This window comes from Nitratireductor mangrovi, assembly GCF_007922615.2.
GTDB lineage: Bacteria > Pseudomonadota > Alphaproteobacteria > Rhizobiales > Rhizobiaceae > Mangrovimarina > Mangrovimarina mangrovi.
On record NZ_CP042301.2, the window covers coordinates 392931 to 418815 of the forward strand.

The window sequence follows — 25885 nt, forward strand, 5'->3', positions numbered from 1 at the left end:
GGTGGTGCTGCATTCAGGCAGCAAAGAACGGCAATGAGCCAGATCACCAAGATACCAACGCGGGAATTGCGGTCGATCCTGCCGTTTCTGATTGCCGTTTCGCTGCTCATCAACATCCTGATGCTGGCGTCGCCGCTCTACATGCTGCAGATATTCGACCGGGTGATTTCCGGGCGCTCGTTCGAAACGCTGATCTTCCTGTCGTTGCTGGTGCTGGTCGCGCTACTGGTCATGGGTGGGCTCGACGCGTGCCGCGTTGCGATTTTTGCGCGCTTTGGCGACTGGCTCGACAGGAGGATTGCGGGGCCGGTGCTTGATGCCTCGATCGAGTTGGCGGCTGCGCCCGGGGGCAAGTCGAGTTCGCAGCCGATGAACGACATCACCACCATTCGCCAGTTTCTTAGTTCGCCGGGAGCGGGGGCGATCTTCGACGCTCCGATGATACCGCTATTTGTGGCGGCCATCTGGATTCTCCATCCGCTGCTGGGCCTGGTTGCCGCGGGGAGCGCGCTGCTTCTGGCCGTCATGGCCATCGCAAACGACGTCTTCACCCGCCGGTCAAGCCCGGTATTGACCGCGGCCGGCGTGGACAGTCAGTCCTTTCTGGAGTCCGGTCTTGCGAATGCCGATGTCGCGCGCACCATGGGGCTGCAATCTCGGATCGTGGCGCATTGGATCAGCATGCGTGACGCCGTGTCTTCGCGGCTGCTTTCGGTTTCAACCACGGTCGGTGTGATGGCCGCGGTCTCCAAGTCACTCAGGCTGGCGGTGCAAGCGGCGATCCTTGGAACCGGAGCCTATCTGGTCCTGACCCGCGACATCACTCCCGGTGAGATGATCGCGTCGTCAATCCTTCTCGGCCGTGCGCTGGCGCCGGTGGAAACGGCACTCGGAACCTGGCGTCAGTTCGTCGCCGCCAGGCAGGCCTGGAAGAGGCTGATCGTGCTGCTTTCGATGCGGCAGTCAGGACCGCAGAGCCATGATCTGGCGGGGGCCAAGGGGGCGGTTGCCCTGGAGAATGTTTTCTTGCGCGCGCCGACGCCGGACCAGGACCCGATCCTGCGCGGTGTTTCGTTCAGCCTTGCACCGGGAGAGTCCCTCGGCGTCATCGGCGATTCGGCCGCCGGCAAATCGAGCCTGGGCCGCATTATCGTGGGAGCATGGCGGCCGTCGGTGGGTGCGGTTCGCTTCGATGGCGCCGAACTGGATCATTGGGACCCCGTCGCGCTCGGACGCTATGTCGGGTACCTGCCGCAATCGGTGGCGCTGTTCCCGGGAACAGTGAGACAGAACATCGCGCGATTCGAGGACGTCCCCCTCGAGGATGTGGTCGCGGCGGCTCGTCGCGCCGGCTCGCATGAAATGATCCTGCAACTGCCGGCCGGGTACGATACCGACGTCGGAAACCGTGGCGAGCGTCTGTCCGGCGGTCAACGACAGCGAGTTGCATTGGCTCGCGCACTGATCGGCAACCCCCGACTCGTCGTGCTCGACGAACCGGACGTCAATCTTGATCAGTCGGGCCATGAGGCGCTATTGCACTGCATGAGCACGTTGCGAAGCGAAGGGGTTACGCTGATCGTGATCGCGCACAGGAGAAACCTGCTGTCTTCGTGCGGTAAGCTGCTGTGGCTGGAAAACGGCATGACCCGGGCTTTCGGGCCTTCCGCTGATGTCGTGTCGCATATCGCTGGCCAGAAGAAGGGTCATCTGCGCGCCGTGGCCGGCGAGGCGAAACCACAATGAGCAGCGAATACGTGCCAGGACAGCTTCGCGAGCGCGTCAGGAGCCCCCTGCGAACGGCCGCCTGGTTCGCGCTCGCATTTTTTGTCGGTCTGGGCGGCTGGTCGGCTTTCGCACCGCTCAGCGGCGCGGCACTCGCGCCCGGCCATGTCGGCATCGAGAACCAGCGCAAGACGATCCAGCACCTCGAGGGCGGGATCATCGACAAGATCGCGGCCAGGGATGGCGATAAGGTCAAGGCCGGCGATCTGCTCGTCAGGCTCGATGACACCGTTCCCCGGTCCACATACGATCTGCTCGAAGGCCAGTTCATCGACCTGATCGTCGAGCGGGCCCGACTCAACGCAGAGCAGGAGGGCGCCGACTACATCGACTGGCCGGACCTGCTGGCGATCATCTCCAACCGCGAGCGGGTTGGCGAAGCCATGCGCGTGCAACAGGCGCTGTTCGATGCGCGCCGGGAGGCCTTGCAAAGCCGGGTCGATATCCTGCGCACCGGAATAAGCCACATTCAGGAGCAGATTCGCGGCTTCGAGACGCAGGACGAGGCCGTCAGAAGGCAGCTTGAACTGATCCAGAAGGAGACCGAGGCGGTTGCGCAATTGGTCGACAAGGGCCTCCAGGCGCGCTCGCGGCTTTACGCGCTTCAGCGCACCATTGCCGAACTCGAGGGCACGCTGGGCGACATCGCCTCGCGCAAGGCGCAGGCCCGCGTTCTGATCGGGGAATCCGAACTCGAGATCCTCGACCTGAGCACGCGAAACCGCAACCAGGTGGTGGGTGACCTGCGCACCCTGGCAAGCCAGATCGCCGACATGCAGCCGCGACTGCGCGCCGCCCGAGCGACACTGGACCGGCTCGATCTGAGGGCCCCGGTGAGCGGCACCGTGGTGGGTCTCCAATACCACACCGAAGGTGGCGTCATCCGTCCCGGCGCGCCGGTCCTCGATCTGGTTCCGGAACAGTCGAAGTTCGTTATCGAAGCCAAGGTCAGCCCGGCCGATATCGACGTCGTCAGTACCGGACTGCCGGCCGAGGTGAGGCTGGTTGCGTTTTCGTCGCGCATCACGCCGACGGTTCCGGGCCATGTCACGCACGTCTCGGCCGATCGGCTGATCGACCAGGCCACCAGCCAGTTCTATTACCAGATCAAGGTTCAGCTTGACGTCGACCAGGCGCTGCTGAAGGAGTTCGACCTCGATCTCGCTCAACTCTATCCGGGGATGCCGGTCGAGGTGATGGTGGTGACCGCCGAGCGAACGCTGCTCGATTATCTCCTGCAGCCGGTGACCGACATGTTCGCGCGCGCCTTCCGCGAAACCTGACCGACCAGGGATGACGCGTCCAACGCGAATTGCCGCGACCGCGGCTTGCCGGTAGCCTGACCATATGTCCGGTCCGCAAACAGGAGAGGGGTTCGTGCCTCCCGAGCATCTGCGTCTCGTGGAAGCACGACATGGGCGCTTTCTCGTCCCGCGCCAGGACATCTATGTCGGCCGCTCGCTGGAGGTCTATGGCGAATGGTGCGAGACCGAAATCCGCATCGCCGCGCAGGTGATCAAACCCGGCGATGTGATCGTAGATGCCGGCGCCAACATCGGTACGCACAGTGTCGCCTTCGCGCGCATGGCCGGGCCCAAAGGCAGAGTCTACGCGATCGAGGCGCAGCCCGGGATGGCACAAATCGTCGGCGCCAACGCGCTGCTGAACGGGCTTTCCAATATCGTTCCCCTCAATGTCGGGCTCGCGGATGCGCCGGGCTCCTTCGCCATCGGGCCGATCAACTATGGCGCCAACGCCAATTTCGGCGGCATTTCCATCCCAGACCTTGACGGCCACGAGGATGCCGCCGGGCGGATTCGCGTTTCCCTGATGCCGCTGGACGAACTGGTCGACCTTCCACGCTTATCTTTTTTCAAGCTCGACATCGAGCACATGGAGGCGCAGGCGTTGCGCGGCGCACGTCAGACGATCGCCCGATGCCTGCCGGTGATTTATCTCGAAAACAGCGATCCCGTCGAAACCAGTGCGATACTGGCCGAGTTGCAAACATTCGGCTACCGCGCGTTCTGGCACGAATGCCGGCTTTTTGCCCCCGACAATTGGCGCGGCAATGCCGAAAACATCTTCGAGAACGTCTCCTGCGTGAACATGCTTTGCGTGCCCGAGGGTCGCGCCGTGCAAGGCTTGACGCCGGCGACTGGACCGGAGACGCATCCGCGCCGTCGCGGACGCTAGAGGCGGGCAAGCCGTACCGGGCCGCGGCAACGCAACCTTTGCATCGGGAGATCACAATCTCTACCCTTGGGGTAATCCAAGGCCGTAGGCCTAGGGGGCCTCCGGCGTGGATCCACCAACGCAGGAGGAGAAAATGGTCTCAAGCCCCAATTTCACCGACGGCACCTGGCAGATCGCCTCGACGCTGCACATCAACGGCGCGCCCTTCGGCGACATTCTCTGGCAGAACATTGCCGATCAGTCGCTGGTGCTGTGGCAGCAGAACGGCGCCACCACCGTTTCGATGGACATCCTGCCCTCGGTCAGCGATCACGAAGTCGCCGTGGTCGGTGATTTCGACGGTGACGGCCGCGCCGACCCCTATCTGCGCGATCAGGCTGTCGGCACCAACAAGGTGCTTCTGAGCAGCACCGGAGCGATTGCCAACTCCGCCTCCGCCTCCTCGGTTGCCGATGCCCGTGCGGCGACCGATCTCAACGGCGACGGCATGGACGACGTCATCTATTTCATCAACACCAATGCCAACCTGCTCACCTTCCAGATGAACGGCGCCTCGGTCGCGGGCACCAGCAGCTTCGCGTCGGGCTATGATACGGCCGACACGCTGCTCGCCGCCTTCGACGGCACCGGCTCCAGGAGCTTCAACAGCCTCTGGGTCGACGACTCGGTCAACCAGTTCAACCTGACAAGCTACACCGACGGCGCTCGCGCGATTCAGGACACGTTCACGGTCAATGCGGGCAACGAATTTCTGAGCAAGGGTGACTATGACGGCGACGGCGGCCCTGACTTTCTGTTCAGGGATCCGTCAGGGTCAGACGAAGGCGCGATCGAAATTATCTTCACCGACGGTGAAGGCGAGACGTCACGGCTTGTCTACGAGGCGCCGATCTTTCGTGACCTAGTCTTTGAAGAGGGCGGCGATTTTGACGACGACGGCTTTACCGAACTTCTGGCACGCGACACGACAAGCGGCGAACTGACGATCATGCAGGCGGTCGGAGGCAACGCTTCCAGCGAGACCTTGCTAGGCACCGAAACCGGCGACCTCATCGACGGCCGGAGCGGCAATGACCAACTGTTCGCCGGCGGCGGCGATGATGTGCTGCTCGGCGCGGATGACGATGACTTCTTGGTCGCGGGCGCTGGTGACGACCGGGCCGATGGCGGCGATGCCGCCGACTCGCTGTTCGGTGGCGACGGCATGGATTTGCTGGACGGTGACTCCGGCAATGACGATATCTTCGGCGGCGCCGGCAACGACTCGCTCAGGGCTGGAAACGGCACCGACCTCCTCGACGGCGGCGAGGGCGACGACTTTCTGCGTGCCGGCTCTTTCGGCTTCGACACAATGCGCGGTGGCCCTGGCGACGACGTGATTCAGGGTATCGGTGACCGCGCCATGCACGAGGGCAACGAGGGCAACGACGTCTTGTTTGGTGGCTCATCGCTCGACCGCCTGTTCGGTGGCCAGGGCGACGATGTGCTGATTGGCAATCTCAGCACGGACACTCTGTTTGGCGGTATCGGGGACGACCACATCGTGGGCGTTGATCGCGACGGTACCTCCGGCACCGACGACATTGCCTATGGCGGCTCGGGAGAGGACTTCTTCCACCTCGGTACTGACGACGAAAATTACTATGTCGGCGGTGGCGAGCTGACCATCAAGGACTACGACGCCTTCGGCTCTTCCACCGACTTCGTGCTCCTGAACGGGACGATCGGCAACTACGATTTCGTCGACACCGGTTCAACCGTCGAGATCCGGCAGTCTTCGGACGCCGACGTGATCGCCATTATCGAGACGACGGCGACGGTCGCGCAAATCCAGGACACAGCGATCTTCATGGGCTGACGCCGGCCTGTCGATCCGATCGCACCTGCCGTGGCCCGGATTGCTCCGGGCCATGGCGGCGAGCGGGTTTGGGAGTCTGACTGACCGCCTCCGAAAGGGCGGTTGCTCGCCGGCCTTGCCGCGCTGTGCCTTCCGATAACCACCCGTCGGCGTCGATGTTTATTTTTGCCTGTGCGGGTGCTAGTTTTTCCGGGAGAAACGAACCAACGGTCGGTTAGGGTAGTGTAGCAGGAGAACTGTATGGCCTCGGCGTCCGACAACTCCGATCACCGCGGCAGGTCAGCGATCCTCGATCTCTCAGGGCCGCTTGACGACCATGAGCCCGAGACGACCGGGCCGACCCCGCTCGCGTTTGTCGGTGCTGGACAGCTCGACGACGGTCTACTGCAGGACGACGACTTTCTGTTCTCGGCCGTCGGTCAAGGCGAAAGACCCGCGCGAAGCACCGAGACGGCCGCCCCGCTCCACCAGCTGAACGATGCTCCTGAGGAGGTGGGTGAGAGCACCGAAGGTGATGGTTCCGAACAGGAGGATTCCGGCGACGACGAAGATTCCCCAGACAACTCGGGTGATGACGAAGACGCCGGTGACGAGACGGAGTCGGAGGACGAAACCGCCAAGGATGATGACACGGACACCTCCGAAGACGAGGAAGACGACCGGGAACAGGAGCCGTCTCCGGACGACGAAGAGGATGACTCCGATCCGGTCGACGAGGAGGACGATCCCGATCCGGTCGACGAGGAGGATGATCCCGATCCGGTCGACGAGGAGGACGATCCCGATCCGGTCGACGAAGAGGATGACCCCGATCCGGTCGACGAGGAGGACGATCCCGACCCGGTCGACGAGGAGGACGATCCCGATCCGGTCGACGAGGAGGACGATCCCGACCCGGTCGACGAGGAGGATGACCCCGATCCGATGGACGAGGAGGACGATCCCGATCCGGTGGACGAGGAGGACGACCCCGACCCGGTCGACGAGGAGGACGACCCCGACCCGGTCGACGAAGAGGATGACGGGCCTTTCGAGGATGAATCGGACGACACCGGCGATGACGAAGAGGACACGGCTGACGACAATCCCGATGGCGAGGACGATCCCACAGCCATCGTTTCGGACGACGATGATACTCCCGAGTTTGTTGGCGAATATTATTCCGGCGAGCCTCGTGGCATAGATCGGCTGTTGGGCATGGACGGCGGCGGTTTCGTTCTGGCGGGACAGCAGCACAGTGGCGACGGCACCGCCATTGTAGGCGACGCCACGCCCGATACGTCGGATGTCGCGGAGGAAACCTTGAGTGCTGTCGGGGGTAGCCTTGCCGAAACTCCGGCAACGGACCACGCGGAGTCCTCGGGCGATGCCATCGCTTCCACAGATGCGACCGCTTCTTCGATCTTCATAGGGTGACTCGCGCACTCGGCTCTCGCAGGCGCCGGATGGGCAGATCAGTGGCGTTGATCGGCCGGTGGCGTGGCGTTCAGGAAGGTCACGCCGCCTGCCGGCGATCCGGGGGAAATGACCGTCGATGAACGAGCAGCGGCCACCCAGGCAGGCTTCGGCGAGCACCTCGGATTTCAGAACCCTGGCGCGGCAGGCGCATGTCAAGGGTGAGCTGGCGCAAGCCAAGCGCCTCTACAATCGCCACCTCCTCGACCATCCCGACGATCCGCAGGTCTGGACCAATCTTGGCGTTCTCTATCGCAGCGAACATTGCCACGACAGGGCGCTGGCCGCGCAGCGGCGGGCCTACCGCATCAACCCGGCATCCCGGGTGGTACGGAACAACTACGCGAACATTCTCGATGATGTCGGCGAACATGCCGAAGCGATCGGTCTGCGCCGGGAACTTGTGGCTGAAAACCCGACCGATCCGGAGCAATCCGCGCTTCTGGTGCGCTCCCATCGCGCATCCGGTGATCTGGCGCAAGCCGAGCGCGTGGCGGAAGAGGCTCTGGAGAGGCTGAATGGACACCCGAAGCTGCGGTTCCAGCTCGGCCTCACGCAACTCACCGCCGGCGACTATCGCGACGGTTTCGCCAATTATCTGGCACGCTGGGAGGATGGTTCGCTGACCCTTCCGGAAGCACCTGCGCCGCGTTGGCAAGGCGAGGAGTTGGACGGCCGCAGCATCCTTGTGCTTCCCGAACAGGGTTTTGGCGACACGCTGAATTTCGCGCGTTTCCTGCCGTATCTGAAGGCGCAAGGCGCTCTGGTCCATTGCCAGGTCAGGCCACCCTTGCGCCGGTTGTTCGCCCCCGGCGACGCCGTTGATGTCGTTCACGACCAGGTGTCGCGCAAGGATCGTTTCGATTGCTGGGTAAGCATCATGGACATCCCCGCGTTCTATTTTCGCGATCACCGGAGTGTGCCGGAGCCCTTGCGTGTCGCGCCGCCGGCGGACTCGGCTGAGCGGGCCGCCCGTATCGTGGCCGCCTATCGCGACCGCTTCAAGGTCGGCGTGGCGTGGACGGGTTCGCCCGGATATGACCGCAACACCATGCGATCGCTCGACCACCGCATGCTGCTGGATCTGGTCGACATTCCAGGCGTGCAACTGTTCTCTCTCTACAAGGGCAAGGCGCTCGACGCCTATGTGGACGACGGCACCGCGAGCTTCATTCTCGATGCGGCCGGTTCCGATCGCGATCTTGCCGATTGTGCGGCCTTGATCGCCGAACTGGACCTCGTCATCACGATCGACACCGTGACCGCGCATGTTGCCGGCGCCGTTGGTACCGAGGTCTGGAATCTTCTCCATTGGGAGCCATTCTGGCTCTATGGCATCGCCGGCGACAAGACGGAGTGGTACCCGAGCATGCGGCTTTTGCGGCAGGCTTCACCGCGCGACTGGGCGGGCGTGCTGGATCGGGTAAAGAACGACCTCCAAGCCATGGCGAGCGCGGGCCCGAAAAGACCGCAATGACTGATATCCTCGTGCCTGTTTCCGCCGGTGAACTCGTCGACAAGCTTACCATTCTTGAGCTCAAGCTCGACCGGATCACCGACCTCGCGCGGCGGCGGAACGTTGCCGCTGAGCGGCATGCTCTGGCAGAGGTAGCCAAGACCGCGCTGCCTCCCTCCGAGGCGCTGTCACGTCACCGGGATGCCTTGTCGGAGGTGAATGGCGAGTTATGGGATGTCGAAGACGCGTTGCGTCGGAAGGAATCGCGCCAGGATTTCGGCGCCGAGTTCGTGGCGCTTGCCCGTTCGGTCTATCGGCTGAACGACAAGCGAGCCGCCATCAAGCGGGACATCAACCAGTTGCTTGGCTCGCGGCTCGTCGAGGAAAAGTCCTATGGCGGCGAGGAAGCAGGCCCGTGAGCGTTGCAGACCGGGTTTCCGAGGCCGAACGGCTGCTTCGTGAGGTCCACGACGAGCTCCTTTCGGAGCTCGGATCGGAACGAACGCGCCGTCGCGGCCACCTCAACCTGCAACTTCACCTCGTCCGCCGCCGGCTGATGCCGGGCTACGACTACACATCGCAGGCTGGACAGGATTTCATCGTCGATCGCCTGCTCGGCGAACGGGCAGAAGGCGTCTTCGTTGATGTCGGCGGGCATGACGGGCGGACGGGCTCCAACACCCTCTTCTTCGAGAGCCGCCGTCGGTGGAGCGGTCTGTTGATCGAGGCCGCCGAAAGACTTGTCGCCGAGGCGCGTCGCTATCGCCGCTGCGAATGTGTCGAATGCGCGGTTTCGGATGAGGACGGCGAAGCCGAGTTCATCGAGGTGACAGAGGGCCTGACGCAGATGAGTGGCCTTTCGGGGACGTACGACAAGGCACTCCTGGGCAAGGTGAGGGCAGATCCCCGGCATCGCGAGAGGGCGCGGACGGTCCGTACCCGCAGGCTCGATTCGATCCTGCGCGAACACGGGATCGAGCGCGCGGACTTTGTCTCCCTTGACATCGAGGGTGGCGAACTGGCCGTCCTGCGCACCTTTCCCTTTGACGACGTGCCGATTGAGGTGTGGGCAATCGAGAACAACACCGGTCGGGCGGAAATTCGCGAGATCATGACCAAGAACGGCTACGCGCTGGTCGAATTCGCCGGTGTCGACGAAATCTACCGCAGGCGATGACCTGGGCTGTCCACGCTCCTACCGTCGGCGGTCGACGGGTTCGACGAGCCGCTCGGGACGGCGCTCTTCGGCTGCCTTGAACAGCGAAAACGTCTGGCTGACATAGTTCACTGCGCCGGAGATCAAGTTCAGGTACTCGTCGAGTGCCTCGGTGCGCTGTGCCTCGACGACCTGAACCGCGCGGTCCTGCGGCAGGGTCTCGAACTGCACGTAGAACAATGGCTCCCCGCGCTTCAGGTTGATCGGCTTGCTGACGTCGTGCCATTCGAACGCCCACATCAAAGGGCGGGGCCACACGTGGATGGGAAATCGCCCGCCGAAGATGGTACCGGGCAGCGGCTCTGCCCTGTAGTGCAGGAACGGTGACACCTGCATCATGTAGACCGGTTCGTCGGCGATGAAGAGGTAGGGCAGCATCAGCTGGATCGTCGGCCGGTCGGGGTAGCGCCATTCCGGCTCGGCAGTTAGCTGGATGATCTGGGTGAGCTTCTTTTTCCTGACCGGGCTGGCGTCGCCCAGAAGGTTGCGCACCGCCGGCCTTCCTTCCTTGTCACGGACGAATTGCAGGCTGAGGTCGAAAGGGCATTTGACCTCGAAATAGCGGCTTTCGAGATTGATCACCGCCGGGCAGCGTGAGGCCGATTTCGCGTGCGCCTTGTTCATTTCCGCCGAACGGACCCGCGTTGGCGGGAAGTAGATGACGCCAGACCGGGCTTCGCTGAGGAGCCATCCGACGACAACGGTGCCATCGCGCGGCCCGAGGGTTTCGGGCGGATGCGAAAGCGATACTGAAAATTCCATGTCGTTCCCCCGTTCCGGTTGGCGACGGCCCAGAATGCCCTTGCTGAAGGCGATGCCAATTAACAACAATTGTCGGCAAAGGGCCAACAGCTCTTGTTCCCGGCCGGATATCTGGCGGAGCCGTAGCCAGCTCAGCGGCGGTCGGTGCCGGGCCAACGCATCCTTGAATCGGTCGCTTCGAGTTCATAGAATCTCCAGTGTCTGGAGATTTGCGGAGTTTGAGATGCTGTCGATCGGGGAAATGGCGCGCAGGTCCGGCGTGAAGGTGCCGACCATCCGCTACTACGAACAGATGGGACTGTTGGAAGAGCCGGGGCGCACCGAAGGCAACCAGCGCCGCTATGGCGCGGCCGAACTCGAGCGCCTTGTCTTCATTCGCCATGCGCGGGATCTGGGCATTGCCATCGAAGCGATCCGGGAACTCATCGCGCTGAGTGCCGACCCCGATCGCCCTTGCGCGGAAGCCGACCGTATCGCCGCCGACCATCTAGGGCAGGTTCGCGACAAGATCGCGCGGCTGCGCCGGCTTGAAGCGGAACTTGAACGCATCGCCTCGTGTTCGGCGGCCACGGTGGGCGAATGCTACGTTCTGCGCGCGCTGGGCGAGCACGAATTGTGCGCGGGCGAACACTAGACCGGAGCCATTAGCTCAAGACGTCTCGATGGTCACCTTGTCGGGATAAAACGCCGCGTGATCCCTGATGTCGGCCATCTCGTCGAAAGGCGCCTCGTAACCCCACATCGCGTTGCGGCCTTCCGAGCCGGCTGGTTTCACGCTCCAGTAGGACGCATCGCCCTTGTACGGGCAATGGGTCGTGTGGTCAGTCTTCTCCAACTGGGAAAAGTCGATGTCGGCGAAAGGCACATAGAGCACGGCCGGATAGGGTGGTTCCGATAGCACCTTGGCGTGGCTCGACGCGGCAATCACCGTGCCGGCCGCCGAGACGGTCACCGTGCCGTCGTGCGGTTCGAGCGTGATCACCTTGTCGGGGTTGTTCCTGAAGCCGGGGGCCGGGTTGGCACTCATGGCAAACTTCCTTCGAACCGTTGTCGCTTGCGCAGGCAACGAAGGTATGGAGCCCGGCCAGGACCTTCAAGCTCGACCTCGCATCCTGCTGACGTGGAGGTCGGTCCGGCGGATCCCCATCCAGCCTCAGTTTTCCGCGAAAGAAGCCTGCCAGGGCTCGAAGACATCCAGAAGGCCGCGATAGGAGAGTGCAATGCCGGCAAAAGGATTGTCGCTTGCCGCGGCGCTCTCGATGCGGAACGAGCCTCCATCCGCCTGCAGCAAGACCAGCAGGGTGTGTGCGTCAGCGCCATCGCCAAGCGACACGGCAGCGATGCGCTGGCAGTCGGGCAGGTCGGGCGCGGGCATATGGAAAAGCACCGCGGCGTCGGCCTTTTCCGCGGCGCGGTGGACGGCCGTCTCGAAACCGCTCTCGAAAATGTTCTGGGAATTCAAGGCCAGCTCGAATTCGACGGCCTCAAGCGGCGTGCGGTCGGCTTCCGGGGCGATGATCTGCTGCGCGTCCATGCGAATACTCCAAACTTCGCACCAACCCGCCAAGGTCAGAATCCGTGGTCACAATGGCTGCAATAAGGCGCGCCGGATATTTAGCCGCGCGGCATATTTTCGGCGGTCTGTGTTGTCGGCGCTGGACAAGTGGCCGCGTCGCGTCACAATGCCGAAAATCGAAGGGGAGGATATCCATGCTCGGACTGATGCAGCAATGGCCGCTGCTGTGCCACAAGATCCTGGATCACGCCGCGCGCCAGCATGGCGGGCGCGAAATCGTCTCGCGCTCGATCGAGGGTCCGATCGTGCGGACCACTTACGCCGATGTCCGGCGGCGGGCGCTTCAGGTCGCCCAGCGACTGGAGCGCGACGGTTATCAACTCGGCGACCGCATTGCCACGCTGGGCTGGAACTCGGCGCGTCATCTCGAGACATGGTACGGCGCAATGGGCATGGGCGGCGTCTATCACACGCTCAATCCGCGGCTTTTTCCCGAGCAGATCGCCTGGATCATGAACCATGCCGAGGACAAGTGCCTCTTCACCGATCTGACCTTTGTTCCGTTGGTCGAGAAGATCGCGCCGTCGATCCCCTCTCTGAAGAAGGTGGTTATCCTCACCGACCAGGCGCACATGCCGCAAACCTCGCTGCCCGAAGCCGTCGCCTACGAGGACTGGATCGCCGAGGCGGATGGCGACTACCAGTGGCGCAGCTTCGACGAAAACACGGCCGCCGGCATGTGCTACACGTCAGGCACGACCGGTGATCCGAAGGGCGTCGTCTACAGCCACCGCTCCAATGTTCTTCATGCGATGATCGCCTGCCTGCCGGACGCCATGGGCATCTCTGCGCGCGACGTGATCCTGCCGGTGGTGCCGATGTTCCACGCCAACGCCTGGGGCCTGACCCAGAGCGCCCCGATGATCGGGGCCAAGCTCGTCATGCCCGGCGCGAAGATGGACGGTCCGTCGATCTACGAACTGCTCGACACCGAGAAAGTGTCGTTCACGGCCGCGGTGCCGACCGTGTGGCTGATGCTGCTGCAGCACCTTGAGGAAACCGGCAAGGAACTGCCACATTTGAAGAAGGTCGTGATCGGCGGCTCGGCCTGCCCGCGCGCCATGACCGAGAAGTTCCAGAAGAACTACGACGTTCAGGTCATCCACGCCTGGGGCATGACCGAGATGTCGCCACTGGGCTCGCTCGGTTCGATCAAACCAGAATATGCCGAACTTGGCGGCGACAAGCTGCTTGATCTGCAGGAGAAGCAGGGTCATGCGCCTTTCGGCGTCGAAATGAAGGTGACCGACGACGAAAACCACGAACTGCCCTGGGACGGCAAGACCTTCGGGCGCTTGAAGGTACGCGGGCCGGCGGTGGCAGCCGCCTATTATGGCGGTGCCGGCACCGAGCAGTTCGATGAGGAGAACTGGTTCGATACGGGTGACGTGGCGCATATCGATCCGCACGGCTACATGCAGATTACCGACCGCGCCAAGGACGTGATCAAGTCTGGCGGCGAGTGGATTTCCACGATCGACCTGGAAAATCTTGCCGTCGGCCATCCTGATATCGCCGAAGCTGCCGTGATCGGCGTTGCGCATCCGAAATGGGACGAGCGGCCGCTGCTGATCGTTGTGCCAAAGCCGGGCAAGGAACCTTCGAAGGACGCCATCCTCGATTACATGAAGGGGCGATGCGCCAAATGGTGGCTCCCGGACGATGTGACCTTCGTCGACGAAATTCCGCACACGGCGACCGGCAAGATACAGAAAACGACGTTGCGCGAGCAGTTTCGCGGCTACCGGTTGCCGACGGCGTGATCGTACGCCGTTTGCTGGAAGGCAGCGGAGACGGCGATAGCCACAACGCGCTGTGCAGGCGGGTTCCGAACGGACCTTGTGTGCTCTATTGATGGCGCCCGATCGGACTTTGCTGGGTTCCCGTAAGTTGGTTGAATCGTCACATCCGCCTGCCGCGATCTGGTCAGCACGGCTTGCAGGGTTGGCCGCCGTCCTGATGCTGGTCGCGGTGGCCGCGCACCGTTACCTGGCGATGGAAACGGTCGCGTTCCTCTGGGTACTTGGCCTCGTCGCCGTTCTGGCGCTTGTCGCTCTGGGCGCCGCTTTCGCCGGCTTTGCCGCGGTCTGGAGCGACGGTGCGAGCGGCGCCGGTCGGCTGGTCAGAGCTTCCTTGCTAGCGCTCCTTACCTTGGCGCCTTTCGCCGTCGGGGCGTGGCGCGCCTACGAGTATCCGCCGCTTGTCGATGTTGCGACCGACCTAACCGATCCGCCCGGCTTCCGCGCCGCTGCAATCCTGCGTGACCCACGCGCCAACCGCATTGTTCCGATCGACGCTGCCGCCGCCGCAACGATCGCCGGAAGCTATCCCGAGATCGATGGCCGCCGCTACCAAGCGGCTCCCGACCGGGTCCTGGAGGCGATCCGGAGCATTCTCGCACGGCGTGGCTGGCCGGTCGTCGAGCAGCGCGGCGCGCTGCCGGAGCAGGGCGAGATGACAATCGAGGCGCTGGCATCCTCCTACCTGCTGCGCCTCCCGGCCGATGTGGCGATCAGGATCACCGACGAAGGCGAAACGACCTTTGTCGACATGCGTTCGGCATCGCATTACGGCGCTCATGACCTGGGCGACAACGGCCTGAGGATCAGGCGCTTCCTGGCCGATCTCGACGCCCTGATCGCCGATCTCGCGGAGCCGACGATCTGAACCCCATCATCGCGGTGCGAAGCTGGCGTCGATGCCGAGATCGCCGTCGACAGACGCGTCGCCGCGCGCGACGATGTCTTCCAGATGCGCCAGAACCGAGAGTGCCGCGGCCCCGTGCAGGCGCGGATCGGTGTCGCGATAGATCACCCGGACCATATCGGGAATGGTCCGGTCGCCGGCCTTCAGGCGTTCCAACACCGCGCGCTCGCGCATCTTGCGATGCGCCTTGAGGCCGCGCACGAAGGCCGCTGGCTGCACCACCGGTCCGCCATGACCCGGCAGATAAAGCCTGTCGTCGCGTACCAGCAGCTTGTCCAGGGAGGCCATGTAGTCCGCCATCGCGCCATCCGGCGGAGCGACGATCGACGTAGCCCATGCCATCACGTGATCGGCCGAAAACAGAATACCCGTGCCCTCCAGCGCGAACGCCACGTGGTTCGCCGTATGGCCCGGCGTGTGCACGGCGCGCAGCGCCCAGCCGTCGCCCTCGACGATTTCGCTGTCCGCAAGTGGCCGGTCAGGCGAGAACTCTGTGTCGGCGCTCGCGTCGAGGGGATTGATTTCGCCAATCCTCAGCGGACGCGCTGGGCGGTGCGGACCCTCGGCGCAGATGACCGCGCCCGTCGCCTGTTGCAGCCGCTGCGCCAGCGGCGAATGATCGCGGTGGGTGTGGCTGACCAATATGTGGCTGACAGGCCTGTCGGCCACGGCCAGCATGACGGCCTCGAAGTGCTGATCGTCTTCCGGGCCGGGGTCGATGATCGCCAGGCTCTGCTCACCGATCAGGTAGGTGTTCGTGCCGTGAAACGTGAAGGGTCCAGGATTGTTGACCGTAATCCTTCGAACATGGGGCGCGACCTCGACCGCAGTGCCATGGGCGGGATCAAAATCCATGTCGAAAGCGAGGGCCATGGCGATTGCGTGTGGGAAGGCGGATAGTCGAGGACGTGTTAACGGGAGCGCCTTGCCGACTGTCCCGGTTTTCGCGACAGGCTAGGCCGGCTCGCGGCGGTCACCGCCGATTGCTTCGTCGTCTTCGGCGCCGGCCGCCTTGGGCGCATATTCGGGAACGATATGCGTCAGGAGCTTGATGGCACGAGTGACATCTTCCTGCTCGACAGCGCTGCGCAGGCCGTCGAGTGTGCGCAACAGCAGCGACTTGTCGATCACGCGCGGCGAGGCGACAACGAAGCCTTCCTCGGTGCGGCCATCCTGGATCTCGGAAGGGTCGAACAGCTCTTCATAGAGCTTCTCGCCGGGCCGCAGGCCTGTAAACACAATGTCGATATCGACGCGCGGACGGTAGCCGGCGAGCTGGATCATGCGCTCGGCCAGATCGACGATGCGGACCGGCTTGCCCATGTCGAGCACCATGATCTTGCCACGCTCGCCGCCCCGCTGCCGGGCGTAGCCGGAGGCATGGAGCACGAGGCGAACGGCCTCGGGAATGGTCATGAAATAGCGCACGATGTGCGGATGGGTGACCGTCACCGGCCCGCCCTCGGCGATCTGCTCCTGAAAGCGCGGAACGACCGAACCGTTGGAGCCGAGCACGTTGCCAAAGCGCACTGTCTTGAACCGGGTCTTTTCCGAACTGACGTCGAGCGCCTGGCAATAGGCTTCGGCCGCCCGCTTCGTCGCACCCATGATGTTGGTGGGGTTCACCGCCTTATCGGTCGAGATCATCACGAAGGTCGAGACATCATTGGCAAGCGCGGCGTTGGCGACCGCGCAGGTGCCAAGCACATTGGTCTTGATGCCTTCGATCGGATTTTCCTCGACCAGCGGCACGTGCTTGAGCGCCGCGGCATGGAACACTGCGCTCGGCTTGTACTCCCTGAAGAGTGCCTCGACGCGCACGCGATCGCGCACATTGACGATCCGGGTCACGATCGGAAGATCCGGATAGGATCCCCGAAGTTCCTTGTCGAGCATATAGAGATGGTGCTCGGAGCTGTCCGTGATGATGAGTTGCTTCGGTCCGAACGATGCTATCTGCCGGCAGAGCTCCGAACCGATCGAGCCGCCGGCGCCAGTCGCAAGCACTACACCGCCGCTGATGAGGCGTGCGACGCTCTGGAAATCCGTTTCGACCTCGGGGCGCCCGAGCAGGTCGCCAAGCTCGATGGCCTTGGGTTCGAGCAGATTGTTGGTGATCGTCGACGTGGCGGTCAGATCGGGGATGCGCGACACCTTGATGCCCAGTGAGGTCGAAAGATCGACCATCTCGCTCAGCCACTGGCGGCTCGGCTTCAGTTCGGTGACGATCAATTCGTCGATCGGTCGCCCGTGCCTTGCGGCCAGTTCAACGATCGTGGGCAGCCGATCAATACCGCCGATCACCTTTACGCCCTGGACCAGCCGCGAGTGGTTGACCTCGGCGTCGTCGACGATGCCGGCGATATTGATGTCCTTGGAGAGCCGCTTGGCTGCGCGTATGTAGCTTTCGGCTCCGTGCGAAAGCCCGACCAGGATGACGTTTCGCGCCCCGGTGCCGCGACCCCAGCCAGGGGTCGGGCCGAGCAGCTTCCAGTTGCCGTCGATCGCCAGCCGATACGCAAGTCGCACCGAACAGAGCCCGGCAATCAGGAAGAGCGTCGACAGGATCGGCACGCTGCGCGGCACATTGTCGCCACGCGAGACCAGAAACACCGCCACGGTATAGATCGCGACAGTGGCCAGCGCCGCCTTCAATACGGCCACAAGGTCGGGAATTGAAGCGTAGCGCCATGAGGCGCGGTGGACACCGAAGAAGATGATGCAGATGGCGCAGATCAGCGTGAAGGCGCCCGCCTTCTCATAGATACCAGGCACGTTCATCCACGCCGGGTGGCCTAGCGTGATGGCATAGGAGGCGGCGAAGGCCGCATACGCGATCACGATATCAGGCGCTAGGCCGAATGTCCTGCGCAGGACCGACCAGCCACTTTTCAAAGACGCGCGCATGCCACCCCTTCCGTACCGGCGAATTATTGTTCTAGCCCCTTAAGCATCGAATTGTAAACCACTTTTGCGGTCTGCGCGCGTTGCCAAAAGTAACGGCTAAGTATTTTCTCTGTTTATCGTCCACGCCGTTCCGGACCGTGCGCAGTCATGATTGTCGGTTCCGGCGATTCATGGCCCGGGACCCACTCAAGATGGGCAACGAAAATTCGCATCGACGTCTAAGCCTAGTCGGCGAACAACACAAGACTGTGTCAACCACAACAACCCACGGTGCTCGCGGCAGCCGTCGCGATCGATCGATTGGCGGTCATGATATTCCAAAGTAGCTCAGGTACCAATTGACAAATCGCGATATGCCGTCGCGCAGGCTGGTTGTCGGACGGCAGTCGAAGGCGTCGAACAGGGCCGAGGAGTCGGCGTAGGTTTCCTGCGCGTCGCCCGGCTGAGCCGGCAGATTCTCGCGAATGGCGCGCTTGCCGAGAGCAGCCTCGAGCGTTTCGATGCATTCATCGAGGCCGACCGGCTTGCCGTTACCGATGTTGAAGATGCGGAACGGGGCCTGGCTCGTGGCCGGCGACGGGCTCGATGCGTCCCAGCCCGGATCCGGCGCGGCGATGTGATCGCTGGCACGCACGACCCCGTCCACCACGTCGTCGATGTAGGTGAAGTCGCGCCTGTGGTTTCCGTGGTTGAAAACCTGGATCGGTTTCCCTGCCAGGATATTTCGGGTGAAGCGGAACAGCGCCATGTCGGGCCGGCCCCAGGGGCCGTAGACGGTGAAGAAGCGCAGCCCCGTCATCGGCATACCGAAGAGGTGGCTGTAGGAGTGGGCCATCAACTCGTTGGCGCGTTTTGTTGCGGCATAAAACTGCAGCGGATGGTCCGCGCCGTGCTGCTCGGAGTATGGCATCCGGGTATTGGCGCCGTAGACGCTGCTCGTGCTGGCGAAGGTGAGATGGTCGCACCCCTGCCGCCGGCAGGCTTCCAAGACATTGGCGAAGCCGACCAGATTGCTGTGTACGTAGTCGCCAGGGTTGTCGATCGAATGGCGGATGCCGGCCTGCGCGGCGAGGTGGATCACGCGATCGAAACGGCCTTCCGAAAAGCAGGCCGAGATGGCGCCGGCGTCGGCGAGGTCCGCGCGATGGAACCGGTAGCGACCGGCGATGGCGCCTTCGGTTTCTTCCAATACGCGAAGCCGCGCTGCCTTCAGGGCCGGATCATAATAGCCGTTGACGTTGTCGAGGCCGACCACCGTGTCGCCTCGTTCGAGCAGGCGGCGGGCGACGTGGAAGCCGATGAAGCCGGCATTGCCGGTAACCAGAATTCTCATGCGGGGAACCGCGGGCAGTCTCCGTCGGCGTCTCCTGCATCGTCGACGCGGAAATGGGCCGCGGCCCGGCAAACCGAGTGGGCGACATTCGCAACGTGCCGCCCGGTCGCCGGCCACTCTTCATCAGGACCGCTAGCGTTCTGGGGCACGTTCGTCTTCATCGCCACGTTGTCTGTCTCGGTGCTGGGTCGCCGGCATTATCGACCGAGGCCGCCGGAAATGAGGCGGTCACTCGTGCACCGATGGCAATGAAATTGCAAGTATGGGGGGCGGACCAAAGCCGCCTTGGAGGTGAGGGTGGGGCCGTCCGTCTGCAAGCCGGCGATATGACGATTTTTCCTCGTTTCGCGCGGCAGCGGCGGGAAAACGAAATCCTATTCCCCCGGATCGCAAGCGTGGGCAAAAGCTCTCCGCTTTTGACACAGCCATTGACACCTGCGGCCTTGAGAGTTCGGGCGATCGGAAGGACTTTGCAGGCCTGATCCGCGAAGCGCCGACCAGGGTGATCTTTCACATGCTCCAGTCGCTGGGCCTGTCCAGGCAACTGTCTCATCTCGATCGGCTTGAAGCCGAGTCGATCCATATCTTCCGGGAAGTCGCCGCGACCTTCGAGCGGCCGGTCATGCTGTATTCGATCGGCAAGGACTCCTCGGTCATGCTGCACCTGGCGATGAAGGCGTTCTATCCGGCCAAGCCGCCCTTTCCCTTCCTGCACGTCGATACGACATGGAAGTTCCGCGAGATGATCGCGTTTCGCGACCGCATGGCCGTCGAACTCGGCTTCGATCTTCTCGTTCATATCAATGAGGAAGGCCGCCAACAGGGAATCAACCCCTTCGATCATGGTTCGAGCGTCCACACCAACATCATGAAGACGGTGGCCCTGCGGCAGGCGCTTGACAAATACGGCTTCGACGCCGCCTTCGGTGGTGCCCGCCGCGATGAGGAGAAATCGCGCGCCAAGGAGCGAGTCTTCTCATTCCGCGACGCGCGGCACGGTTGGGATCCAAAAAACCAGCGTCCGGAGATGTGGAAGATCTACAACACGCGGGTGAACCCGGGTGAATCGATCCGGGTGTTTCCGCTGTCGAACTGGACCGAGCTCGACATCTGGCAGTACATCCTGCGCGAGAACATCCCCATCGTGCCGCTCTACTTCGCGGCCGAGCGGCCCGTCGTCGAGCGCGACGGCATGCTGGTCATGGTCGATGACGAGCGCATGAAGCTCAGGGATGGCGAGGAAGTCTTAAACCGCCGCGTCCGCTTCCGCACCCTCGGCTGCTATCCGCTGACCGGCGCCATCGAATCGGATGCGGAGACGCTCGACGGCATTGTCAGCGAAATGCTGATTGCCCGCACCTCGGAGCGGCAGGGCCGCCTCATCGACCGCGACGAGTCCGGTTCGATGGAGAAGAAGAAGCGCGAAGGGTATTTCTGACATGCAGCATCTGGCACCGCGCGCTTTGGAGGAGGGCGAGGCGCTTCGAGATTTCCTGGCGCGCCAGGAGCGCAAGTCGTTCCTGCGCTTCCTGACCTGTGGCTCTGTCGATGACGGCAAGTCGACCCTGATCGGACGGCTGCTCTACGACACCAAGCTGATCTTCGAGGACCAGCTTGCCGCGCTGGAGCGCGATTCGCGCGTCCACGGCACGACCGGTGACGACATGGACTTTGCGCTGCTCGTGGACGGCCTGGAGGCGGAACGCGAGCAGGGCATCACGATCGATGTCGCCTATCGCTTCTTCGCGACCTCGAAGCGCAAGTTCATCGTCGCCGACACGCCGGGTCATGAACAATATACGCGCAACATGGCGACAGGCGCCTCGACCGCCGATCTGGCCATCGTCCTGGTCGACGCGCGCAAGGGCATGGCCACCCAGACGCGACGTCATTCCTATATTGCCTCCCTGCTTGGCATCCGCCATATCGTGCTTGCCGTCAACAAAATCGACCTCGTCGATTTTTCGGAAGAGCGCTTCCGTGCCATTGCTGACGAGTATTCCGGCATGGCCGCGCAACTCGGCTTTGCATCGGTGCGGCCGATCCCGATCTCCGCGCGCTACGGCGACAATGTCACGTCGCGTTCGCCGCGCACGTCCTGGTATGACGGGCCGGCGCTGCTTGACTATCTCGAGACCATCGACGTCGCGGCGGCCGAGGAGACGCGGCCGTTCCGCTTTCCGGTGCAATACGTCAACCGGCCGAACCATAACTTCCGGGGCTTCGCCGGAACGATCGCGGCCGGCAGCGTGGCGGTCGGCGACGAGGTGGTGGTGGCCAAGTCCGGGCGTTCGTCCCGCATCTCGCGTATCGTGGCGCCGGAAGGCGACCTTGCGCGCGCCGGCGAGGGCGAGGCGGTCACGCTGGTTTTGGATGACGAGGTAGAGGTTTCGCGCGGCAACATGCTGGTCGCGCCCGACCACCGTCCGCATGTCGCAGACCAGCTTGCCGCCAACATCGTCTGGTTCGACGAGCAGGCCTTGATCCCGGGCCGCTCCTACCTGCTGCGCACCGAAACGGACATGGTTCCCGCCAGCGTCACCGAGGTAAAATGGCGGGTCGACGTCAACACCTACGCCCAGACCGCCGCAAAAACGCTGTCCCTCAACGAGGTCGGGGTCTGCAATCTTTCGCTTCAGGCACCCGTCGCCTTCGATGCCTACGCGGACAACCCCACCACCGGCGCCTTCGTTCTGATCGACCGCATCACCAACCGCACGGCGGGAGCGGGCATGATTCTGAATCCGTTGCGGCGGGCCTCCAACGTGCATTGGCACGTGCTCGATATCGACCGCAACGCGCGTTCGGCAGCACTAGGACAGCAGCCTGCGGTGCTCTGGCTCACGGGTCTTTCGGGATCGGGCAAGTCGACCATCGCCAACCTGCTTGAAAGAAAGCTGCACGCCGAGGGTCGTCACACCTACGTTCTCGACGGCGACAATGTCCGCCACGGCCTTAACCGCGATCTCGGCTTTTCCGAAACCGACAGGGTGGAAAACATCCGCCGTGTGGCCGAGGTGGCGCGGCTGATGGCCGATGCCGGCCTGATCGTCATCGTATCGTTCATTTCGCCCTTTGCCGCGGATCGCCGCATGGCGCGCGAATTGATGAACGACATCGACTTCGCCGAGGTCTTCATCGACACGCCGCTCGAGGAATGCATGCGCCGCGACCCGAAGGGACTTTATGCCAAGGCGCAGCGCGGCGAACTCAAGAACTTCACCGGTATCGATCAGCCGTATGAAACGCCCGAAAAACCCGATATCCACATCAGGACCGCCGGCCGGGCGCCGGAAGAGATGGTGGAAGAAATAGAGCGATGGCTCGCCAAGCGGGTTCTCTCCGGGCAAGAATACGATGATGGCGCGGGAATATGACGACGGGGCAATCCGCTTCCGGCTTGAGGAATTGGCGGTCCTGGCCGGGCGGGAAATCGCCGATGTCCTGAGGCTTGGCTTCGCCACCGAACAGAAGCCCGACCTCTCACCTGTTACCGAGGCCGACCGCCGCGCCGAGGCCGTAATACTGAGCGGGCTGCGCAAGAGTTACCCGGACATTCCCTGCATCGCCGAGGAGGAAATGAGTGACGGCCACGAGGCCGGCGATCCAGGCGATATCTTTTTCCTTGTCGATCCGCTGGACGGCACCAAGGAGTTCGTGACCGGGCGGCCGGAATTCACGGTCAACATCGCCCTGATCCGCGATGGCGAGCCGGTGGTGGGCGTGGTGCTGGCCCCTGCGCAGCACACGCTCTATAGCGGCCTGCCGGGGATCGCGGAGATGGCGCAGGTTTCCGAGGACGGCGCAATTGCCAAGCGTGAAGCGATCGCCGTTCGGCCGCGCGTCGACCCGCCGCTGGTGATCGCAAGCCGGTCGCACCGGACCAAGGAGACATCCGACTACATAGTGGCCTGTGGGGCCAAGAAAACGATGCCGATCGGTTCGTCGCTGAAGTTCTGCATGCTGGCGCGCGGGCAGGCCGACCTCTACCCGCGTTTCGGCCGCACCATGCAGTGGGATACGGCGGCGGGAGACGCCGTGCTGAGAGCTGCCGGCGGATGTACCTTCCGCGCCGACAGCGTCGGCGGGCGCCTGACCTATGGCAGGCGCGACGCCAAGGGCGGAGAGTGGGTCAACCCATGGTTCATCGCCATGGGCGGCAGTGTTCCCGCCACGCCTGTCGCGTGATCGGCCGGTTCAGTCGCCCAGTTCGCGCCGCCAGGGCGGGTTGGCGCCGGCGCGCGAGACCGTGACGGCGGCGACGCGCGCGCCGAAGGACAGCGCCGCCGACAGTTCGCGCTCGCCGATGTCGACGAGTTTTTCCTTGGACAGAAGCCCTTCTTGCGACAGCGACGCCAACAGGCCGGCGTTGAAGGTGTCGCCGGCGCCGACGGTGTCGATCACGGCGACCCTGGGCGCGGGAACCTCGACGGTGAACGCCGCCGCGTAGGCGGTGGCACCGGCCTGGCCCTTGGTCACGACCACGAGACGGACGCCCTGACCGAGCAACTCGTGCGCGAACTCTTCTTCCGTCGTACCTTCACTGATCCACCGCAAATCCTCATCGGAGACCTTCACGATGTCGCTCATGGCGGCCATGCGCGCGATGCGAGCGCGGTGGCGTTGTGGATGCGGGATGAAGTCCGGCCTGATGTTGGGATCGAGCATGACAACGCGGCGGTCCTTCTCGCGCATCATCAGGGCTTCGTAGGTCGACCCGCACGGCTCCGGAATGAGGCTGATGGCGCCGAAATGCAGCGCGGCGACGCTGTCGTCCAGTATCGGCAGGTCGTCGAGAGCGAGCATGCGTCCCGCGGTGGCCTCATCATAGAACAGATAGCTCGCCTGGCCGTTGGAAAGCTTGACGAAGGCCATGGTGGTCGGGCGAGGGGAGCGGCGGACATGGCGCGTGTCGACATTGCTGGCGGCCAGGGCATCGTTGAGCATGTCGCCGAAGAAGTCGGTCGAAAGCCCCGAGAAGAAGCCGACGGCGCTGCCGAGCCGGCCGAGCGCGACTGCCGTGTTGAAGACGGCGCCGCCCGCATGCGGCGCATAGGCCGGTTCGCCGTCGACGGTTTGCCGCGGCAGCATGTCGATCAGGGCTTCGCCGCAACACAGGATCATCGCTTTTCCTTGTTCTCCCGACCAATCCGCGCCGTAGCGGTCATGGTCAATCCTTCGATAGCCGCTGCTGGGTCAGGAACCGGTCAAACAACGGCAGGCATGCGCCGCCGAGGGCGCGCGCATGAATGCCGACGGTGCCAGCGGTGATCGCCGGCGTCGTGATTCCTTCGCGGTCAAATGCCTGGAGTGCTTCGCCCACCGCGGTAACGATGCGGCTGCGGATCGTCTCTGGCAACCAGCCGTCGATGACCGCCGCCTCGAAGTCGACCACGCTGGCGCTGGCCATGACGGCATAGGCGATGCCGGCGCCGGCGGATGAAATCCACGTCCGCAGTTCGGCGTTCTCTAGGTCCCAGACGGACGGTGACGTCCACAGAAACGAAGCGTCGTGTCCGGCTGCGTTGAGCGTTCGCTCCAGTGCTGCCAGCGAGGCGATGTCGATCAGCTGGTGCGGCTTGCCGTCATGGCCCGGAACCGGCATCGAGCCGAGCGCTCCGGCGTTCCCGGTCCGACCGGCATAGACCGCGCCGTTGAGGACGATGCCGCCGCCGATGAATGAGCCGATGTAGAAATAGAGAAAGTCACGCAATCCGCCGGTATCGCCGAAGACGAGTTCGGCACCGCAGGCAGCGGTGGCATCGTTCTGGACATATACCGGGAACGGATAATGCGAGGCGATCTCCGCCCGAATGTCGGCGTCGCGCCACCGGTTCATGATGTCGACCGGCGCGCCGACGGTGTCGCCCCAGTTCCAGAGTTCGAACGGCATCGCGATGCCGAGACCGGCGATGCGCTTTTGCTGCTCCAAGGTCAACGTGGCCGCCATGCCCGGAACGCTGTCGTTGACGAAGCCGACCGTGCCTTCCGGGCTTGGATAATCATAAGCGAGGCCCCGGTTTTCACGGACCCGGCCGAGGAAGTCGACGAGCACCAGGTCGGCGCTGCGCCGGCCGATCTTCAGGCCGAGGAAATAGGCGCCGTCAGGGTTGAGCGCCAGCGGCACAGACGGCTGCCCCACCTTGCCGCGGATCGGGTCGCCGCGCACGAGCAATTCTTCGGCCTCGAGTTCGCGCATGATCACGGAGACTGTCTGGGCGGAGAGGCCGGTCATGCGGGCGAGGTCAGTTTTCGACAGGCTGCCATGGCGGCGGACAAGCGAGAGCACCAGGCGTTCGTTGGCGTCGCGCATGCCGGACTGGTTGGTGCCGCGGCCAAAATGGCCTTCGTCCCAATCGACAGTCCCTCTGCTGGCCGTGTCCGATACCAACGCTTGCCCCATCCCTAGAATGCTTTTGCGAACAAAATGGCTTGGGGCAGGTCGCGTGTCAATTAATAAATAAGAGTGATTTAAATATTGACAGCCAGATGCTGATCCTGTTTTCTGGATGCGGTCGGTGGCGCGCGACCGCGTGCATCGGCTGGCCCGGCAACGCTTTGGGCGTGCGGCCTACTGAAGTTTGTTCACTGGGAGGACCACCGTGAAAATTTCCACGATTCTTCGTTCGACCGTG

At 63.4% G+C, this 25885-nt stretch carries 22 protein-coding genes; 14 read left to right on the plus strand and 8 right to left on the minus strand.

Translation table 11 applies throughout. The annotated features are described in order from the left end of the window. The first annotated feature begins 66 nt into the window (after window positions 1-66). From FQ775_RS01815 to FQ775_RS01850, 8 genes are all read left to right on the plus strand, one after another. The gene (locus FQ775_RS01815; protein WP_167812733.1) at window positions 67-1746 is read left to right on the plus strand and encodes a type I secretion system permease/ATPase; all 1680 of its coding nucleotides are present in this window, start codon (window positions 67-69) and stop codon (window positions 1744-1746) included. Further along, window positions 1743-3068 carry an HlyD family type I secretion periplasmic adaptor subunit gene (locus FQ775_RS01820; protein WP_146298094.1) on the plus strand — a complete coding sequence of 442 codons (1326 nt, stop codon included), beginning with the start codon at window positions 1743-1745 and terminating at the stop codon, window positions 3066-3068. Before FQ775_RS01815 ends, FQ775_RS01820 begins: the two co-directional genes overlap by 4 nt. A gap of 94 nt (window positions 3069-3162) precedes the next feature. After that, a complete protein-coding gene (locus FQ775_RS01825) occupies window positions 3163-3981 on the plus strand; it encodes an FkbM family methyltransferase (protein WP_167812734.1) in 819 nt (272 codons plus the stop codon). 133 nt (window positions 3982-4114) lie between these two features. Continuing rightward, complete coding sequence (locus FQ775_RS01830) at window positions 4115-5839, plus strand: calcium-binding protein (protein WP_167812735.1); 1725 nt, start codon at window positions 4115-4117, stop codon at window positions 5837-5839. 240 nt (window positions 5840-6079) lie between these two features. Continuing rightward, entirely contained in the window at window positions 6080-7255 is a 1176-nt protein-coding gene (locus tag FQ775_RS01835; protein ID WP_167812736.1) for a hypothetical protein, read from the plus strand. Window positions 7256-7373: 118 nt separating this feature from the next. Next, on the plus strand, window positions 7374-8771 hold the full coding sequence (locus FQ775_RS01840; protein ID WP_146299688.1) for a tetratricopeptide repeat-containing glycosyltransferase family protein: 1398 nt from the start codon (window positions 7374-7376) through the stop codon (window positions 8769-8771). Continuing rightward, window positions 8768-9169, plus strand: coding sequence for a DUF6165 family protein (locus FQ775_RS01845; RefSeq protein ID WP_146299689.1), 402 nt, complete (start codon window positions 8768-8770; stop codon window positions 9167-9169). Before FQ775_RS01840 ends, FQ775_RS01845 begins: the two co-directional genes overlap by 4 nt. After that, complete coding sequence (locus FQ775_RS01850) at window positions 9166-9927, plus strand: FkbM family methyltransferase (RefSeq protein ID WP_146299690.1); 762 nt, start codon at window positions 9166-9168, stop codon at window positions 9925-9927. Before FQ775_RS01845 ends, FQ775_RS01850 begins: the two co-directional genes overlap by 4 nt. A gap of 18 nt (window positions 9928-9945) precedes the next feature. Here FQ775_RS01850 and FQ775_RS01855 read toward each other — a convergent pair whose 3' ends face one another. Further along, complete coding sequence (locus tag FQ775_RS01855) at window positions 9946-10884, minus strand: hypothetical protein (protein WP_206064819.1); 939 nt, start codon at window positions 10882-10884, stop codon at window positions 9946-9948. A 67-nt stretch (window positions 10885-10951) separates the two neighbouring features. Between FQ775_RS01855 and FQ775_RS01860 the strand changes: the two genes are divergently transcribed. After that, window positions 10952-11362 carry a MerR family transcriptional regulator gene (locus FQ775_RS01860; RefSeq protein WP_146299691.1) on the plus strand — a complete coding sequence of 137 codons (411 nt, stop codon included), beginning with the start codon at window positions 10952-10954 and terminating at the stop codon, window positions 11360-11362. A gap of 15 nt (window positions 11363-11377) precedes the next feature. Here the strand turns inward: FQ775_RS01860 and FQ775_RS01865 are convergent, their stop codons facing one another. After that, entirely contained in the window at window positions 11378-11755 is a 378-nt protein-coding gene (locus tag FQ775_RS01865; protein WP_146299692.1) for a DUF427 domain-containing protein, read from the minus strand. Between the two features lie 126 nt (window positions 11756-11881). After that, complete coding sequence (locus FQ775_RS01870) at window positions 11882-12262, minus strand: hypothetical protein (RefSeq protein WP_146299693.1); 381 nt, start codon at window positions 12260-12262, stop codon at window positions 11882-11884. Window positions 12263-12438: 176 nt separating this feature from the next. Between FQ775_RS01870 and FQ775_RS01875 the strand changes: the two genes are divergently transcribed. Together FQ775_RS01875 and FQ775_RS01880 are read left to right on the plus strand one after the other, a co-directional pair. Beyond that, complete coding sequence (locus FQ775_RS01875) at window positions 12439-14067, plus strand: 3-(methylthio)propionyl-CoA ligase (protein WP_146299694.1); 1629 nt, start codon at window positions 12439-12441, stop codon at window positions 14065-14067. Window positions 14068-14194: 127 nt separating this feature from the next. Next, window positions 14195-14971 (plus strand): DUF1499 domain-containing protein, encoded by a 777-nt coding sequence (locus tag FQ775_RS01880; protein ID WP_206064820.1) that lies wholly within the window; start codon window positions 14195-14197, stop codon window positions 14969-14971. A gap of 6 nt (window positions 14972-14977) precedes the next feature. Here FQ775_RS01880 and FQ775_RS01885 read toward each other — a convergent pair whose 3' ends face one another. The 3 genes from FQ775_RS01885 to FQ775_RS01895 form a co-directional block, all read right to left on the minus strand. Then, window positions 14978-15883 carry an MBL fold metallo-hydrolase gene (locus tag FQ775_RS01885; RefSeq protein ID WP_146299696.1) on the minus strand — a complete coding sequence of 302 codons (906 nt, stop codon included), beginning with the start codon at window positions 15881-15883 and terminating at the stop codon, window positions 14978-14980. A gap of 81 nt (window positions 15884-15964) precedes the next feature. Next, window positions 15965-17917: a polysaccharide biosynthesis protein gene (locus FQ775_RS01890; protein WP_146299697.1), complete on the minus strand. Its 1953-nt coding sequence runs from the start codon at window positions 17915-17917 to the stop codon at window positions 15965-15967. A 307-nt stretch (window positions 17918-18224) separates the two neighbouring features. Then, a complete protein-coding gene (locus FQ775_RS01895) occupies window positions 18225-19250 on the minus strand; it encodes an NAD-dependent epimerase (protein WP_146301941.1) in 1026 nt (341 codons plus the stop codon). A 514-nt stretch (window positions 19251-19764) separates the two neighbouring features. Here FQ775_RS01895 and cysD point away from each other — a divergent pair. From cysD to cysQ, 3 genes are read left to right on the plus strand one after another with little or no spacing between them, the layout of a single operon-like run. Continuing rightward, window positions 19765-20688 carry a sulfate adenylyltransferase subunit CysD gene (cysD, locus tag FQ775_RS01900; protein ID WP_432420038.1) on the plus strand — a complete coding sequence of 308 codons (924 nt, stop codon included), beginning with the start codon at window positions 19765-19767 and terminating at the stop codon, window positions 20686-20688. 1 nt (window position 20689) lies between these two features. After that, window positions 20690-22627, plus strand: coding sequence for a sulfate adenylyltransferase subunit CysN (gene cysN, locus FQ775_RS01905; RefSeq protein WP_146299698.1), 1938 nt, complete (start codon window positions 20690-20692; stop codon window positions 22625-22627). Next, complete coding sequence (gene cysQ / locus FQ775_RS01910) at window positions 22611-23438, plus strand: 3'(2'),5'-bisphosphate nucleotidase CysQ (RefSeq protein WP_146301943.1); 828 nt, start codon at window positions 22611-22613, stop codon at window positions 23436-23438. Before cysN ends, cysQ begins: the two co-directional genes overlap by 17 nt. A gap of 9 nt (window positions 23439-23447) precedes the next feature. On the opposite strand, the gene FQ775_RS01915 is transcribed toward cysQ, so the two are convergent. Both FQ775_RS01915 and FQ775_RS01920 read right to left on the minus strand, forming a co-directional pair. After that, window positions 23448-24374 carry a carbohydrate kinase family protein gene (locus tag FQ775_RS01915; protein ID WP_146299699.1) on the minus strand — a complete coding sequence of 309 codons (927 nt, stop codon included), beginning with the start codon at window positions 24372-24374 and terminating at the stop codon, window positions 23448-23450. Between the two features lie 46 nt (window positions 24375-24420). Further along, window positions 24421-25641, minus strand: a complete 1221-nt coding sequence (locus FQ775_RS01920; RefSeq protein ID WP_432420039.1) for an ROK family transcriptional regulator — start codon at window positions 25639-25641, stop codon at window positions 24421-24423. Window positions 25642-25885: the final 244 nt, after the last annotated feature.

Excerpts from the sequence above, each read along its gene's own strand:
- cysN (WP_146299698.1), top strand. The coding sequence starts at position 20,690 with ATGCAGCATCTGGCACCGCGCGCTTTGGAGGAGGGCGAGGCGCTTCGA.
- FQ775_RS01885 (WP_146299696.1), bottom strand. The coding sequence starts at position 15,883 with ATGGCCCTCGCTTTCGACATGGATTTTGATCCCGCCCATGGCACTGCG.
- FQ775_RS01860 (WP_146299691.1), top strand. The coding sequence starts at position 10,952 with ATGCTGTCGATCGGGGAAATGGCGCGCAGGTCCGGCGTGAAGGTGCCG.
- FQ775_RS01830 (WP_167812735.1), top strand. The coding sequence starts at position 4,115 with ATGGTCTCAAGCCCCAATTTCACCGACGGCACCTGGCAGATCGCCTCG.
- FQ775_RS01870 (WP_146299693.1), bottom strand. The coding sequence starts at position 12,262 with ATGGACGCGCAGCAGATCATCGCCCCGGAAGCCGACCGCACGCCGCTT.
- FQ775_RS01890 (WP_146299697.1), bottom strand. The coding sequence starts at position 17,917 with ATGCGCGCGTCTTTGAAAAGTGGCTGGTCGGTCCTGCGCAGGACATTC.
- FQ775_RS01865 (WP_146299692.1), bottom strand. The coding sequence starts at position 11,755 with ATGAGTGCCAACCCGGCCCCCGGCTTCAGGAACAACCCCGACAAGGTG.
- FQ775_RS01915 (WP_146299699.1), bottom strand. The coding sequence starts at position 24,374 with ATGATCCTGTGTTGCGGCGAAGCCCTGATCGACATGCTGCCGCGGCAA.
- FQ775_RS01895 (WP_146301941.1), bottom strand. The coding sequence starts at position 19,250 with ATGAGAATTCTGGTTACCGGCAATGCCGGCTTCATCGGCTTCCACGTC.
- FQ775_RS01845 (WP_146299689.1), top strand. The coding sequence starts at position 8,768 with ATGACTGATATCCTCGTGCCTGTTTCCGCCGGTGAACTCGTCGACAAG.
- FQ775_RS01835 (WP_167812736.1), top strand. The coding sequence starts at position 6,080 with ATGGCCTCGGCGTCCGACAACTCCGATCACCGCGGCAGGTCAGCGATC.
- FQ775_RS01840 (WP_146299688.1), top strand. The coding sequence starts at position 7,374 with ATGAACGAGCAGCGGCCACCCAGGCAGGCTTCGGCGAGCACCTCGGAT.
- cysQ (WP_146301943.1), top strand. The coding sequence starts at position 22,611 with ATGGCGCGGGAATATGACGACGGGGCAATCCGCTTCCGGCTTGAGGAA.
- cysD (WP_432420038.1), top strand. The coding sequence starts at position 19,765 with ATGCTCCAGTCGCTGGGCCTGTCCAGGCAACTGTCTCATCTCGATCGG.
- FQ775_RS01820 (WP_146298094.1), top strand. The coding sequence starts at position 1,743 with ATGAGCAGCGAATACGTGCCAGGACAGCTTCGCGAGCGCGTCAGGAGC.
- FQ775_RS01875 (WP_146299694.1), top strand. The coding sequence starts at position 12,439 with ATGCTCGGACTGATGCAGCAATGGCCGCTGCTGTGCCACAAGATCCTG.